Source organism: Hydrogenophaga sp. (genome assembly GCF_019264445.1).
Taxonomy (GTDB): Bacteria; Pseudomonadota; Gammaproteobacteria; order Burkholderiales; family Burkholderiaceae_C; genus Hydrogenophaga.
Genome location: NZ_JAHVAB010000033.1, coordinates 25,891 through 39,822, shown reverse-complemented (window position 1 = coordinate 39,822; position 13,932 = coordinate 25,891). Strand labels below are relative to the sequence as shown.

Here is a 13,932-nt window from a genome sequence, read left to right as displayed (position 1 = left end):
AGCCATCCGCAAATAAGCGGCATAAGAAGCGCGAACGCCTGTACCAGCGCGCCTTTTCCAGCGAAGCTGCTAACACGGACTCTTTTCGTCATACCGACCCCTTGGTTAATCCTGTTTTGGGATTATCCCAAATTCGAATCAGGATGAAGGCACAGCCTCGCTGCACGCCTTGAAGTCCATCAATCGCCCCTCTTACGAAAAGCACATCGCATGGCTACGCGAGGCGCGCGTGCGCTGTGGGCTCACACAAGCCCAATTGGCAGCAGCGCTTAAGAGACCTCAGTCTTTTGTAGCTAAGGTTGAGGTATGCGAGAGGCGCATGGACATCTACGAGTACGTCGAATGGACACGAGCCATAGGTGTGGACCCAGCCGCGGCGATCCGGCAACTGGATATTGCGATGTCGGGCACTGGCATCGCACGAAAAAGAGTCACGAGTTATTAACAGCACGGCTCCATGCGCGCCGAAATGCTGCGCAACGTTGCGGTGTGTGCAGGTACTTGACTTCAGCTCAAGCTCGCATTCCCCAGAGCTTCAGCGGCTCCTTTGCCGCCATTTTTTCGCTTTAGAGCGTCGCGCACAGCAATCGATCCAACAGTGACGTCAAACGCGCTTACATTGGGCAAGTCAGTACCAACGTTGGCGATGAAACCAAGCAACTCAGCGGGTTTAGGATCACTCAAGTAGTGGCGCTCATTTACCCCCCCGCCTGGCTCGTGGCCCATCATGCGTTTCCTCATGATGTCTGACATGGAGGAACGCTTCTGCAGGGAGTTGTTGACCCCATGTCGAAACGAATGAAACACCTTCGTACCGTCGCGAGGCATGCCCAGCTTTTCCAGAAACTGCGACATGGCCCGGATGGGCTCCTTCGCGTAGCGGTTGGTTGGATTCCAGGACAACTCCGGAAATACACGCTTGAAACCGTCTTTTCGAAGTTGGTTGCACCACCGGACAAAGCCAAGCTCCACAAGCCTGGGATGCAAAGGCACCTGCCGCTCAGACCACGCATTCTTCAGACTCTTGTCTGCTGTGCGTTCGTTGATGTCGATGAACCACACTCCGCTCTCGCAACGCACATCTTCCAAGTGGAGCTGGCAAAGCTCGCCGATGCGCGCACCGGTGAATAGCCCCAGCAGCGGCAGCCAGTAGTGGAACGGTTGGAATGTTCTAAAGGTGCCGGCCTTCGTTGCCTTCCAAGAACCCACCTCGTAAACCTGCGCGGCAAAGATCCGAGCAATTTCGTCCGCGGTGAATGCCGTGCGATCTTTACGCGCGACAGCGGCCTGTTTTCGTTCAACCTTGGTCAGAACGGACTCACCCCTTAACCCTGTGCAGGGATCATCGGAAATCCACTTCTGCGCGTGGAACCATCGGAACATTCGATACAGCCACTGCATTCGTACATCTCGCTCATTCGACGACATGCGAGGCCAGTCCGAGCCCTCTATAGCGACGACGGACTCGGTCATCGAAGTCGTGCCGAGCTTCAGGCGCACCTGGTTTTCTTTCGAAGGCATCTGCGCGAGATGCTTGTCGCGAAAACTACGCAAAGTATCGGGACTGACTTGCCCGATTTGCATATCACCCATGAACTCCGCGAGCAGCATAAGGCCATTGCGAATGCGCACGACCTCTTTTGGAGAGCTAATGGACTGGGGAAGGTGGGCCCGACAGTACTCCTCAACAGCTTTGGACAGCGGAGCGGTTGCCTTCGGGCTTGTGACCGTCTGCACGTTTGCGTTGTAAAGCGTCTTGCGCGCAGCCTCAAGCGCCGCAGGTGCTAGAGCTTCAGCCATCCTTCTGCGCAAGACATCGACTTCGACCGCCGAGACCTCAACAATTTGGTCGGTGAGTTTGAGGACCTTGTCTGGGACGAACGCCCAACCATCCAAATCCGCAGCAGGCTCGTCAAACGCTACCACTGCGGGAGTCCCAGCATTTAACAATGAGTTGGCGACGGCAGTGGTCTCGTCAGCTGGGACGCGGTAAACGCCAAAAGCACGGTGGATTTTTGATTCGGCAGGCCGATCCCAGGCATTCGGAACCAAAACCGTTCCAAGCATCGGGTCATCTGGTTCAAACGACCCGAATGGTGTCCTGTAGCCCATCTCGCCATTGAGGCGGCAGTAAAGAGCAAGCCGACCTTCAGCAGCTTGGCGCAGAAGATCCTGTGAGGTTAGTCCCACAACCACAGCCGCCTCCATCAGCGGGATATACCCTCCCGCCAAGAGAAGCGGATGGCCATCGGCGATCTTGAGAGTGTTCTCGGGGGTCATGGCGAGTCCCAGTAGGCTAAGTCGATCCAGCTCAAACAGGTGTCGTCTCCAACGCGCGATTTGCTCGGAGGCAATCAGCTTGGCAACCGCAAGATCGCGACTTCCTGTGCTTGCTACAAATACGCGCGCGCGCTCCGCCGTGCGAAGCCGGACTGGGACTGTCAATCGTGCGACGTAGACGCCGCTGGGACGTCTTTCAAGGTTCTGCATACACGCCCTTTGCTCTAGGGTGGTGCTGCAGGGGCGTTCTAGCCGGGAAAGTCCTGCTGGATCAAGGACTTGTTGAGACTTGGTGCGGCTGGCGGGGATCGAACCCACGACCCTTGGCTTCGGAGGCCAATACTCTATCCACTGAGCTACAGCCGCAACGGCCGCGATTCTAGCAGCGGGGGCTTGGGCATCGGGTTTGCACGGGGGCGCTTGGCTATAATTCGCGGCTATTTGCCCGCACGCGGGCAGTCTCGCCCCACACTTTCCCCGGCTCCGATTCGCCACCCTCGAGGACACCATGAGCGACAACGCGCACGACACCCACACCGGCCCCATCAAGACGCCATCCCAGCTGCTGTGGACGTCTTTCTTTGCGTTTGTCGCGCCCATTTTCATCATCATCGGTCTGGTGTACGTGGTGGTGTCGGGCAACAAGCCTGCGGCGGGTGCCGTGGACGTGGAACAGGCCACTGCCATGCGCATCCAGCGCGTCGGTACCGTGGAGCTGCGCGACGCCAACCGCCCGCTGGCCTCGGGTGAATCGGTTTATGCAGCGCAGTGCGCAGCCTGCCATGCCGCCGGCCTTGCAGGTGCGCCGAAGTTCGGTGATGCAGGCGCCTGGAGTGCACGCATTGCCACCGGCTACGAAGCCCTGTTGACCTCGGCGCTCAAAGGCAAGGGCGCCATGGGTGCACAAGGTGGTGGCGCGTACCGCGACGCCGAGATCGGCCGTGCCGTTGTGCATCTGGCCAATGCCGCCGGTGGAAAATTCCCGGAGCCCCAGGCACCAGCTGCCGAGGCTCCTGCCGCTGCCCCCGCACCGGCCGCAGCTGCGCCTGCTGCTGCACCGGTGGCCGCAGCCCCCGCGCAGGCTGCGGCTCCAGCACCCGCTCCCGCCGCCGCCACTGTGGCTGCAGGCGCAGGTGAAAGCCTCTACAAGATGGCGTGCGCTGCGTGCCACGTGGCCGGCGTCGCCGGTGCGCCGAAGTTCGGTGACAAGGCGGCCTGGGCACCCCGCGTGGCCGCCGGTGTTGACGCACTGACCGCGTCGGTGATCAAGGGCAAGGGCGCCATGCCGCCCAAGGGTGGGTCGGCAGCCTCCGACGCCGAGATCAAGGCGGCTGTGCAGTACATGGTGAGCGCGGCGAAGTAAGCCACCTTTACGCCACCTTCTCCACCCAACAAAATGCCGGCATGAGCCGGCTTTTTGTTGGGTGCTGCGAGGTGTGGAGGCCGTTCAGGCCATGCGCATGGAGACCTCGCGCCATTCTCTCGGCGTCATCTGGTACTCGTCGCGGAAGCTGCGGCTGAAGTGCGCCGCATTGTTGAATCCCCACGAGAACGCGATGTCTGAGACGCTTTGTTCGCGGAGGCGAGGATTTGCAAGATCGCGTCGAATGGCGTCAAGGCGCATCTTCCAGATCCAGCGAGACAGGGGTATGGGTTCAGACCGAAAGACGCGCGACAGATGATCCGAGGAAATCTGAAGCGCCAAGGCAATCGACTGCACAGACAACTCGGGGTCCCGCAGATGATCCCTCACGTACGCCCGGATGCGCGCGAGGTGATAGGCGTGCAAGTTCGACAGCTTGCGGACATTGGCCCCTGGCAAGCCCCTCAATCCGGCGGCCACGATGCTGGTAATGGCTTCAGAAACACCCAGCGCAGAAGACGGCTGCAGTTTCGCGATGTCGCGGCGCAGGGTCTCCACCATGGAAAGCAACAAATGCCCTGCGGCGTCCTGGCTGCTCACAGTCATTGCCGTCAGTTCTTCAAGGTTGCTGATATGGACCTTGAACTGCGCTCGGGCCAAACGCATGACGAAGACATCGTGATGCCGATCCTGGAAGTTCAGTTCGTAGGGCCGGCTGCTGTCATACAGCACAAAGTCTCCAGGGCTGACCACCGCCTGCCGACCGTCCTGTCGCACCAGACATCGGCCCTCGCGCTGAATCTGGATCAGTAAACAGTCTTCCCCACCTTGCCGGATCTTCGCCTCCGTTCGACGGATGCGTTGGGCATTGGATCGGAGTTGCGTCAGGTCCAGCGAGCCCAGCCGGTTGAAGGAAATGTCGCCGAACAGCTCCTGCTCATCAGGGCCGTCGCAGTCCAGGTGCACGTACATCGCACAAATCATGTCCAGCCAATAGGCCGTTCGCTCCGACTGCGGCACCGTGGTTGTACTCAACGAGCTCGCAGCGCCCATTGACGACGTAACTACACCGGGAGATGTGGCGATCGGTTCCATACAAGTAGCCGGATTGACGCAGAGGCAACAACGGTACATGGGCACCTCACAGGGGCGGCTAGGGTTTACCCTAAATCCGACGTTTTGCCAACCCGAATGCCGGCTCAAGAATATTTCCAAGCCTGTTCCAGAACAGTGTGCCGGCGCCAATCAAGAGCGATGCCAGTTGCAAACAAGATGATTTGTAAGTGTGTTTTTACGATTCCTGTGTCTCAACAGCCATTGACAAAGGAACCGAAATGGACACCTTCGACGCTCCCCAACTGCCTGGCGCCGCCCCCGTACAACGGCGACGCTTTCTCCAGCATTCTGCGGCTGCTCTGGGCGCGCTGAGTGCCCCGTCGGTCTTCGCTGCGGACGACACCATCCGCATCGGCTACATCAGCCCCCGCACGGGTCCGTTCGCACCCTTTGCCGAAGCAGACGAGTTCATTCTCGACCAGGTTCGAAAGTCGCTGGCCGACGGCCTGACCATCGGCGGCAAGACGTACAAGGTGGAAATCCTGGCGCGCGACGACCAGACCAAAGAAGATCGCGCCTCCAACCTCGCCGGCGAACTGATCAACAAGTCGGGCGTCGACCTCATGCTCTCCCAGGGTGCGCTCACGGTGGTGGGCGTGTCACAGCAATGCGAGCTCAACGGGGTGCCCAGCATTTCGACGATGACTCCCTGGCAGGCCTGGATGTTCCCGCTGAAGAGCGATCCATCCAAGGGGTTCAAGAGCGCCTTCCACTTCTTCTGGGGTATCGAGGACATCGGCAAGGTGTATCTCGACATCTGGAACGGCCTCCCCATCAACAAGAAGGTGGGCATGGTCTGGAGCAACGACGTACCCGGCAACGCCTTCGGCGATGCGAAGCTGGGCCTGCCACCCCAGTTCAGCGCCGCAGGCTTCCAGCTGGTCGAAGTGGGGCGCTTCCCGATCGGTGCCGACGACTTCTCGACCCACATTCAGGCCTTCAAGCGCGAGGGCGTGGAAATCGTCACCGGTCTCTTCAATCCGCCGGAATGGGCAACGTTCGTTCGCCAATCTGCCCAGATGGGCTTCAAGCCGAAGGTGGCCACCGTGGCGAAAGCACTGCTGTTCCCGGGCGGCGTGGCCGCACTGGGTGATCGCGCGGACGGGATGTCGACCGAAATCTGGTGGACGCCGAACTATCCGTTCCGATCCAGCCTGACCGGCCAGACCTCAAGACAACTGGCAGAGACCTATCAAGCCGCTTCCAAGCGAGAGTGGACCCAGCCACTGGGCGTTGTCCATGCGTTGTTTGAAGCAGGCATCCAGGCACTCAAGAACAGCGGTGATCCGAAGAATCCTGCCAAGGTCGCTGACGCCCTGCGGGTCATGAAGCTCGACACCGTGATCGGACGGCTTGACTTTGCCGGCAGCGGCATCAAGAACGTGTCGAAGATGCGTGTGGTGGGCGGGCAGTGGCGCACCGGAAACAACAAACTCGACATCTTCATCACGCACAACCGAACGGCACCCGAAGTCTCGGTGCAACGCAAGTTCGAACTGCTGAAGTCCTGAAGGCGGGAAGCGCTGTGCTGCTTGAACTATCAGGGCTCTGCAAGAGCTACGGGAAGATGACCGTCATACGGGACCTCGATCTCGCCGTCCAGGAGGGCGAGTTCGTGGGCGTTATCGGGCCAAACGGAGCGGGCAAGACCACGCTGTTTGGCTTGGTCGCGGGTCATCTCTCGTGCAGCGCGGGTCGCATCGCGTTGTCCGGACGTGACGTCACCCACCAGCGCGCCGAGCAACGCTGCCATGCAGGGATCGGAAGAACCTTCCAGATTCCTCAGCCGTGACGAAGCGCTCGGCGCTGACCATCGTGGCCCTGCACAAGGCGGGTGTGCTCAATCTGCACCGGGTTGCACCACCGACCAGCACCGACAAGACGCCAAACCCCACGGTTGTCAAGGAAGGCGCGAACGTCAAGAGCGTCACCTGGAAATACATTGACTACGACCGCACGGTGAAAACCAAGAGCCATCCGTTCATGGCAGTCACCACCGGCTTGTCCGCCAACATCACGCAGGACATCTCGCCTCTGACGCAGAACCAGCTGAAGAGCGGCGGCTACACCAACTACGACCTCACCATGGCAAGCGGCCTGCAGAAGCGAGAGGGCAGCATTTTTCTGGCGGACGACGATACCTACGAGATCCTCGACCAGAAGGGCCATCACTCGCCGGCGCGGCGCGGCGTCGGATTCTTCGCGCACTCCAACATCTGGGCCATTCAGGCGGTTCCAGCGGTCGTGCCGCACGCCGCCAAGGCGGTGCGGTTGTATGTCGCCGAGTTTGCGGCGCGCGTCAACGGCGACCCCCTCAAGGCCGTCCTGCACCAGACGAGCTACGACCCCGCGCAGGATCCGCGCGTTGCCCTGCAACACGCCAAACTCTGACGGCTAAGCCTGGGGCCGGCGCATGAACCCAAAGTGCGCCGGCATCTGATCGTGAGGCATCACGGCGGGTCGCCAGTCGCCCGCCTCCACCCTCTCGGCTGCGGCTGCCATGTCAGCGGTATGCACCAAACCCAGGCCAAGATCGGTCACCAGGTACAGCCTGCCGGATTCGTCCAGCAGGCTGTCTTGCATGTGGGCCTCCAGCCCGGTGTGCGACAACACCCGGCCATCGGGCTGCAGGCGCCAGACCCAGGGCGTGGCTTCGAGCTCGACGAACACGCGCTGCGGCCCATTTTGAAAGAACCAGCGCCCGTGCTCATCGGCCGCGTAGTTGCGGTGAATGAACTCGATGAGCTTGTCGTGCTGCAGCAGCGAACCCTTGCTGTCAGGGAACGGTCCCCGGGCTTGTGTGCGGTCGTCGCGCATGTACCAGTTGCCGCGCGCGTCCAGCCCGAGCCAGCCAAAACAGTCCGGCACATTGGGCCACTTGGCCATCGCGGCCCTGACGATATCGTCCATGTCGGAAAACCTCAGCGTTGGGCGAGCAGCCAGTGTCCCACGGCTTCGGGCATGGCTCGCACGTGGCCCGGGATGCCCAAGGGTCCGTGCGACGCGGGAAAGCCGACGTGGCCGCCTTGCCTCGGTTGCCAGAGCGTCACGTACGAGCCTGCATCTTGTGTGGTGGGCAAGGAGGCCGCGGGCACAAAGGGGTCGTTGCGGGCATTGAGCGCCAGCGCGGGCACGCGGATGTCGCGCAACACCGGCTTGGCGGAAGCGCGAGACCAGTAGTCGGCGGTGTCGCGAAAGCCGTGCAGAGGCGCGGTGAACAGGTTGTCGAACTCGTAGAGGTCGCGTGCGGCCCGCAAGGCGCGCTCGTCAAACAGCCCCGGGTGTTGCTCCAGTTTCTTGAGCGCCTTGGGCACCATGGAGCGCATGAACATGCGCGTGTAGACCAGCCGGTTGAATCCCCGCCCGATGGCATGCCCGCCGGCGGCCAGATCCAGCGGCGAACACACCGATGCAATGGCGCGCACACGCCCGGCAGCGGCCTGGCCCATTTCCCCGGCCCAGCGCATCAGCGCATTGCCTCCCAGCGACACGCCCACCGCCAGCAACGGGCGCCGGGGGTTCTCGTCGGCGAAGCGCTTCAGTATCCAGTCGACCTCCTCGAAGTCGCCCGAGTGGTATGCGCGCGGTGCGTGGTTGAGCTCCCCCGAGCAACCCCTGAAATGCGGCACGGCGTACGCCACGCCCTGCGTGGCCGCAAAGTCCGCAAATGCCACGGCGTACTGGCTGGCCGAAGAACCCTCCAGGCCATGGAACATCACCAACAAAGGCGCGTCGGGCGCGCTGGCATGCAGCGCCTGGTCCACGTCGATGAAGTCGCCATCGGGTGTCGCCCAGCGGGTGCGCTGCCAACGCGGCGCAGGGCCGAAATAGCGGCGACTGGCCAGCGCCGCCCACACGGTCTGCGTGTTGCCTCCCGGTAGCCACCAGGGGGCACGGTAGGCGAAGTCGGGGTGATTCAATGCAACACCGGTCTGGCCGTCATGACGTCGGCGGGCTCCACGCCCGACCCCGGGCTGGCATGGTGGGCCACCATGCGCCAGCCTTGAGCGGTCTTGGCATACACATTGGTGGCGACAACCCAGGCGTGCTGCATGCCGTCGTCGCTGAGCACGGCCACGCGCTCCACCACGCTGTGCACGCTGCACCCACCCGCGTCGAGCCGACTGACTTTTTCCGGATGGGCCTGCACGCTGCCGTTGGCAAACATCGCCTCAAAGGCGGCGCGCACGGCCGCATGGCCGACGAGTCTCGGGCCGCCGGGATGCACACACACGATGTCGTCCTCATCCACCCAGCACGCCATGAGACGCTCGATGTCGGCTTGCTGCAGGGCTTCGTAGAAGGCGGCCTCAGTGTCGTCCGGAGACCCCGGGAGCTGTTTGGGTTTGCGCATGCGGGCTATTTTGCCGCTCCAGGGCGGCGCTCGCCCATGTCTGCCTGCCTTTCCCGGCACATGGCCGTCACAGCCCCCCGGGGTATAGTGCCGCTGATAAAAGAAGCCGTCATCCCGATGGCCAGCTTGACGCCCCAGAGGCGACGGAGGTTCCATGCACACATCCATTCAACGTCTGATCACCTGGTGCGCCGGCTTGCTGGTGGCGGCCAGCCTCACGGGTTGCGGCTACAACGACTTCCAGCGACTTGACGAGCAGAGCCAGTCGGCGTGGTCGGAGGTGCTCAACCAGTACCAGCGCCGCGCCGACCTTATTCCCAACATCGTGGCCACCGTCAAAGGTGAAGCCAACTTCGAGCAGGAGACGCTCACGCGCGTGATCGAAGCGCGCGCCAAAGCCACCTCCATCCAGGTCACGCCGGAGATGCTGAACAATCCTGCGGCCATGCAGCAGTTCCAGGCGGCACAAGGTGAACTGGGCAGCGCGCTCAGCCGGTTGATGGTGGTGGTGGAGCAGTACCCCAACCTCAAGGCCAACCAGGGCTTCAGCGACCTGCGCGTCCAGCTCGAAGGCACCGAGAACCGCATCACGGTGGCGCGCAACCGCTACATCCAGACGGTGCAGGAGTACAACGTGCTCGCGCGCAGCTTTCCCACCAACCTCACCGCCATGGTCTTCGGCTACGCCGCCAAGCCCAACTTCCAGGTGGCCAACGAAGCCGCCATTTCAACGCCGCCCACGGTGGACTTCAAGAAGCCATGACGCTGCGCCTGGCCCGGTGGCTGCTGCCACTGCTCGGGCTGTGGTTCCTGCCGGCGTGGGCACTCGCGCAAGACCTGCAGCCCATCCCCGAGCTGCGGGCGCGCGTCATCGATCAGACCGGCACGCTCGACGCGGCAAGCCTCACGGCCCTGGAGAGCAAGCTGGCGGCCTTCGAGCAAAGCCGTGGCTCGCAGGTGGTCGTGGTGATGGTCGCCACCACAGCGCCCGAAGACATTGCCGACTACACGCAACGCCTGGGCGATGCATGGAAGATCGGTCGCCCTGCGGTGGGCGATGGTGTGCTGTTCGTCATCGCCAAGAACGACCGCCGAATGCGCATCGCCACGGCGAAGGCACTGGAGGGTGCGATACCCGACCTTATGGCGCGGCGCATTCTCGACGGAGCCGTCACACCCGCTTTTCGCCGTGGCGACTACGCAGGGGGCATTGAGGCAGGTGTCGACCAGATCCTCGCCCGCATACGGGGAGAGGAGTTGCCACTGCCGGCCGCCGCCAACTCCCCCCGGCAGGAGGGGTTCGACGGCATGGAGCTGCTGATCTTCCTCGTGTTCGCCGTCCCGATGGCCTCAACCGTGCTGCGCAGCATTTTCGGCAGCAAGCTCGGTACGCTGCTCACGGGTGCTGTCGCAGGAGGCTTGGCCTGGTTCTTGACCGCTGTCGTGTGGGTCGCCATCGGTGCCGGTCTGCTGGGCATGCTGGCCGCGCTGTTTCTGCAGTTCCTTCCAGCGCCGACGGCCGGTGGTGGGTCTGGACGTGGGGGCCGGGGCGGCTGGGGCGGCGGCCTGGGTGGCGGCACACGCAGTGGAGGATTCGGCGGTGGCGGCTTCCGCTCGGGTGGCGGTGGCAATTTCGGTGGCGGCGGGGCCTCCGGGGGCTGGTGAGGACGAAGCCACGATGAACAAGCTGCTGCGCCTCTTCAAACACCGCTGGCTCGACACCTCCGATACACGGCGTGCCGTTCCGGACGACATGGCCGAACGGCTGGCGCGGCGTGTGGCCGCCAGTGAAGGGCGGCACACCGGCGAAGTGCGCCTGTGCGTCGAAGCGGCTTTGCCCATGAGCTATCTCTGGCGCATCGGTTCGCGCGAACCCTTGAACGCTGTCGTGCGCGATCGCGCTCTTGCGTGGTTCGGGCGCCTGCGTATCTGGGACACAGAGCACAACAATGGCGTGCTCATTTACCTCTTGTTGGCCGAGCACGCGATTGAAATCGTCGCCGACCGCGCGTTGACACAGCGCGTGCCTCAGGCCCAGTGGCAGGCCATGGCAGACCGCCTCGGCGAGCATTTGCGTCAAGGCGCCTTCGAGGACGGATTGACGCAGGCGCTCGAAGAAGTGTCGGCGCTGCTGGTCACCCACTTTCCTGCCGAAGAAGGTGGTGCCCGACTCAACGAGCTGGCCGACAGCGTCGTTCGACGCTGAAGAGAGTTCAGCCGCGGCCGCCGCGCTTGTCGCTGGAGGTTCGGTTGTTGAGCGCGACGTTGAGCTCTTGCTGCAGCGCCTTGTTCATCTGGGCAAACGTCTTGAGCTTGCGGGTGGTTTCGCGCAGCCGGTCGGCCATTCGCTTGGAAATGGCCAACAGCAGCCGGGCACCGAGGCGCGGGTCATCCTTGAGCAAACGCATGAGGGCCGTGCGAGACAGCACCGCCGCGGCGATGTCGGTATTCGCTGTGCAGGTGGCCGATCGTGGCGCGCCATCGAGCACACCCATCTCGCCAATCAGATGCCCCGGCCCCATGATGTTCACCACCATGCTCTCGTGCAGGCCCGGCAGTTCGTTCTCTACCGCAATGTCGCCCTCGAGCACCAGCAGCATGTAGTCGGTCTGTTTGACCTCACCCTCCTGGATGATGACGGTGCCCGCCTTCACCAGTTTGGGGCGCATGTACCCGACCACCTTCAAGGCATCGCTCAAGGTGAGGTCCGCCAGCGCCGAAGACGTCACCAACAAGCGCGCAGCCACCTCTTCGGGTGCCATGTCGGGGCTCTCAAATATGGATGACATACCGCAGTTGCTCCCAACTTTCTCTCGTCTTGACTCGCGATGGTATTCGGACTGTCACACCGCGGGGTGCAATGTCCAAGAAAAAAGACCGGCACATGGCCGGTCTTTTTTCTCGGTTCGACCGAAGTCGTTCACTTTTTCTGGCGGTACTTCCGCAGCGCCGCAATCTGGGCGGCCATCACCGCAAGCTCCGACGTGGCTTTCGCCAGATCGAGATCGCTCTGCGCATTCTTGACAGCCTCTTCAGCCTGCTTGCGCGCTTCGGTGGCCTTGGCTTCGTCCAGATCATGACCACGAATGGCCGTGTCGGACAACACCGTGATGTGATGCGGCTGCACTTCGAGAATGCCGCCAGCGACAAACACGAACTCTTCGCCGCCGTCGGCTTTTTCGATGCGCACGGCACCAGGTTTGATGCGGGTGATCAGCGGGATGTGCCCCGGCAAGATACCGAGCTCACCGGATTCGCCCGGCAGCGCCACGAACTTGGCGTCGCCGGAGAAGATGGACTCTTCGGCGCTGACCACATCGACGCGGATGGTGCTCATATTGACTCCTGTGAAAAGGGAAAAGGTAGGTCAGTGGGCAGGTGCCGCCTAGCGGCACCCGGCGCCATCAGGCCACCTTCTTCGCCTTCTCGAAGGCTTCGTCGATGGTGCCGACCATGTAGAAGGACTGTTCGGGCAGGTGATCGCACTCGCCAGCGGTGATCATCTTGAAGCCACGAATGGTTTCCGACAGCGGCACATACTTGCCGGGCGATCCGGTGAACACTTCGGCCACGTGGAACGGCTGCGACAGGAAACGCTGGATCTTGCGCGCGCGGGCCACGGCCAACTTGTCTTCAGGCGCCAGTTCGTCCATGCCCAGAATGGCGATGATGTCGCGCAGTTCCTTGTAGCGCTGCAGCGTGCCCTGCACGGCGCGGGCGGTTTCGTAGTGTTCCTGACCCACCACCAGCGGGTCCAGCTGGCGGCTGGTGGAGTCCAGCGGGTCCACGGCAGGGTAGATGCCCAGGGCGGCAATGTCGCGCGACAGCACCACGGTGGAGTCCAGGTGGGCGAAGGTGGTGGCAGGCGACGGGTCGGTCAAGTCATCGGCTGGCACGTACACGGCCTGGATGGACGTGATCGAGCCGACCTTGGTCGACGTGATCCGCTCTTGCAGACGGCCCATTTCTTCGGCCAGCGTCGGCTGGTAGCCCACAGCGGAAGGCATGCGGCCCAGCAGCGCGGACACTTCGGTACCGGCCAGGGTGTAGCGGTAGATGTTGTCCACGAAGAACAGCACGTCACGACCCTCGTCACGGAACGACTCGGCGATGGTCAGGCCGGTCAGTGCCACGCGCAGACGGTTGCCTGGAGGCTCGTTCATCTGGCCGTAGACCATGGCCACTTTCGAGTCCTCGAGCTTCTCGAGGTTCACGACGCCGGAGTCGGCCATCTCGTGATAGAAGTCGTTGCCTTCGCGGGTGCGCTCGCCCACGCCGGCAAACACGGACAAGCCCGAGTGCGCCTTGGCAATGTTGTTGATAAGCTCCATCATGTTCACGGTCTTGCCCACGCCGGCGCCACCGAAAAGGCCCACCTTGCCGCCCTTGGCGAACGGGCACACAAGGTCGATCACCTTGATACCCGTTTCAAGCAATTCCTGCGAAGGCGACAGTTCGTCGTAGGCAGGCGCCTTGCGGTGGATGGACGCGGTCAGCGCCTGGTCCACAGGGCCGCGCTCGTCGATGGGCGTGCCCAGCACGTCCATGATGCGACCCAGGGTGGCCTTGCCGACCGGCACCATGATGGGGTTGGCCGTGTTGGACACCACCATGCCACGGCGCAGGCCGTCGGAGGAGCCCAGCGCAATCGTGCGCACCACGCCATCGCCCAGCTGCTGCTGGACTTCCAGCGTCAGCGAAGAGCCTTCCATTTTCAGGGCGTCGTAAACGCGCGGCATCTGGTTGCGCGGAAATTCCACGTCCACGACGGCGCCGATGCACTGAACGATCTTGCCTTGTACTTGAGACATGATGAATA

15 protein-coding genes and 1 tRNA gene are annotated in these 13,932 nt (G+C 62.5%); 7 read left to right on the top strand and 9 right to left on the bottom strand.

Features of this window, described 5'->3' with window-relative positions; genetic code table 11:
* Positions 1 to 507 precede the first annotated feature (507 nt).
* Positions 508 to 2,280, bottom strand: coding sequence for a site-specific integrase (locus KXJ60_RS05105; RefSeq protein ID WP_291124732.1), 1,773 nt, complete (start codon positions 2,278 to 2,280; stop codon positions 508 to 510).
* A gap of 290 nt (positions 2,281 to 2,570) precedes the next feature.
* Positions 2,571 to 2,646 (bottom strand) — tRNA-Arg (locus KXJ60_RS05100).
* A 142-nt stretch (positions 2,647 to 2,788) separates the two neighbouring features.
* Here KXJ60_RS05100 and KXJ60_RS05095 point away from each other — a divergent pair.
* The gene (locus tag KXJ60_RS05095; RefSeq protein ID WP_291124730.1) at positions 2,789 to 3,643 is read left to right on the top strand and encodes a c-type cytochrome; all 855 of its coding nucleotides are present in this window, start codon (positions 2,789 to 2,791) and stop codon (positions 3,641 to 3,643) included.
* A gap of 84 nt (positions 3,644 to 3,727) precedes the next feature.
* On the opposite strand, the gene KXJ60_RS05090 is transcribed toward KXJ60_RS05095, so the two are convergent.
* Positions 3,728 to 4,738 carry a helix-turn-helix domain-containing protein gene (locus tag KXJ60_RS05090; protein WP_291124727.1) on the bottom strand — a complete coding sequence of 337 codons (1,011 nt, stop codon included), beginning with the start codon at positions 4,736 to 4,738 and terminating at the stop codon, positions 3,728 to 3,730.
* Between the two features lie 239 nt (positions 4,739 to 4,977).
* Here KXJ60_RS05090 and KXJ60_RS05085 point away from each other — a divergent pair, with 239 nt between their 5' ends.
* From KXJ60_RS05085 to KXJ60_RS05075, 3 genes are read left to right on the top strand one after another with little or no spacing between them, the layout of a single operon-like run.
* Positions 4,978 to 6,270 carry an ABC transporter substrate-binding protein gene (locus KXJ60_RS05085; protein ID WP_291124725.1) on the top strand — a complete coding sequence of 431 codons (1,293 nt, stop codon included), beginning with the start codon at positions 4,978 to 4,980 and terminating at the stop codon, positions 6,268 to 6,270.
* A gap of 56 nt (positions 6,271 to 6,326) precedes the next feature.
* The gene (locus tag KXJ60_RS05080) at positions 6,327 to 6,551 is read left to right on the top strand and encodes an ATP-binding cassette domain-containing protein (protein WP_291124723.1); all 225 of its coding nucleotides are present in this window, start codon (positions 6,327 to 6,329) and stop codon (positions 6,549 to 6,551) included.
* Positions 6,548 to 7,150: a hypothetical protein gene (locus KXJ60_RS05075; RefSeq protein ID WP_291124721.1), complete on the top strand. Its 603-nt coding sequence runs from the start codon at positions 6,548 to 6,550 to the stop codon at positions 7,148 to 7,150. Before KXJ60_RS05080 ends, KXJ60_RS05075 begins: the two co-directional genes overlap by 4 nt.
* A gap of 3 nt (positions 7,151 to 7,153) precedes the next feature.
* On the opposite strand, the gene KXJ60_RS05070 is transcribed toward KXJ60_RS05075, so the two are convergent.
* From KXJ60_RS05070 to KXJ60_RS05060, 3 genes are read right to left on the bottom strand one after another with little or no spacing between them, the layout of a single operon-like run.
* Positions 7,154 to 7,669: a DUF2946 family protein gene (locus KXJ60_RS05070; protein ID WP_291124719.1), complete on the bottom strand. Its 516-nt coding sequence runs from the start codon at positions 7,667 to 7,669 to the stop codon at positions 7,154 to 7,156.
* An 11-nt stretch (positions 7,670 to 7,680) separates the two neighbouring features.
* On the bottom strand, positions 7,681 to 8,679 hold the full coding sequence (locus tag KXJ60_RS05065; RefSeq protein WP_291124718.1) for an alpha/beta fold hydrolase: 999 nt from the start codon (positions 8,677 to 8,679) through the stop codon (positions 7,681 to 7,683).
* Entirely contained in the window at positions 8,676 to 9,113 is a 438-nt protein-coding gene (locus KXJ60_RS05060; RefSeq protein WP_291124716.1) for a nuclear transport factor 2 family protein, read from the bottom strand. Before KXJ60_RS05060 ends, KXJ60_RS05065 begins: the two co-directional genes overlap by 4 nt.
* Before the next feature lie 154 nt (positions 9,114 to 9,267).
* Between KXJ60_RS05060 and KXJ60_RS05055 the strand changes: the two genes are divergently transcribed.
* Genes KXJ60_RS05055 through KXJ60_RS05045 form a run of 3 tightly spaced genes read left to right on the top strand, consistent with a single transcriptional unit; the run spans position 9,268 to position 11,319 of the window.
* A complete protein-coding gene (locus tag KXJ60_RS05055; RefSeq protein ID WP_291124714.1) occupies positions 9,268 to 9,876 on the top strand; it encodes a LemA family protein in 609 nt (202 codons plus the stop codon).
* Entirely contained in the window at positions 9,873 to 10,778 is a 906-nt protein-coding gene (locus KXJ60_RS05050; protein WP_291124712.1) for a TPM domain-containing protein, read from the top strand. The genes KXJ60_RS05055 and KXJ60_RS05050 overlap by 4 nt, the downstream gene beginning before the upstream one ends.
* A gap of 13 nt (positions 10,779 to 10,791) precedes the next feature.
* Positions 10,792 to 11,319, top strand: coding sequence for a TPM domain-containing protein (locus tag KXJ60_RS05045; protein ID WP_291124710.1), 528 nt, complete (start codon positions 10,792 to 10,794; stop codon positions 11,317 to 11,319).
* Between the two features lie 7 nt (positions 11,320 to 11,326).
* Here KXJ60_RS05045 and KXJ60_RS05040 read toward each other — a convergent pair whose 3' ends face one another.
* The 3 genes from KXJ60_RS05040 to atpD all read right to left on the bottom strand — a co-directional run bounded on the left by KXJ60_RS05040 (position 11,327) and on the right by atpD (position 13,924).
* The gene (locus KXJ60_RS05040) at positions 11,327 to 11,902 is read right to left on the bottom strand and encodes a cyclic nucleotide-binding domain-containing protein (protein WP_291124708.1); all 576 of its coding nucleotides are present in this window, start codon (positions 11,900 to 11,902) and stop codon (positions 11,327 to 11,329) included.
* Positions 11,903 to 12,033: 131 nt separating this feature from the next.
* Positions 12,034 to 12,450 (bottom strand): F0F1 ATP synthase subunit epsilon, encoded by a 417-nt coding sequence (locus KXJ60_RS05035; protein WP_291124706.1) that lies wholly within the window; start codon positions 12,448 to 12,450, stop codon positions 12,034 to 12,036.
* A gap of 67 nt (positions 12,451 to 12,517) precedes the next feature.
* Positions 12,518 to 13,924: a F0F1 ATP synthase subunit beta gene (gene atpD, locus KXJ60_RS05030; RefSeq protein WP_291124704.1), complete on the bottom strand. Its 1,407-nt coding sequence runs from the start codon at positions 13,922 to 13,924 to the stop codon at positions 12,518 to 12,520.
* Positions 13,925 to 13,932 lie beyond the last annotated feature (8 nt).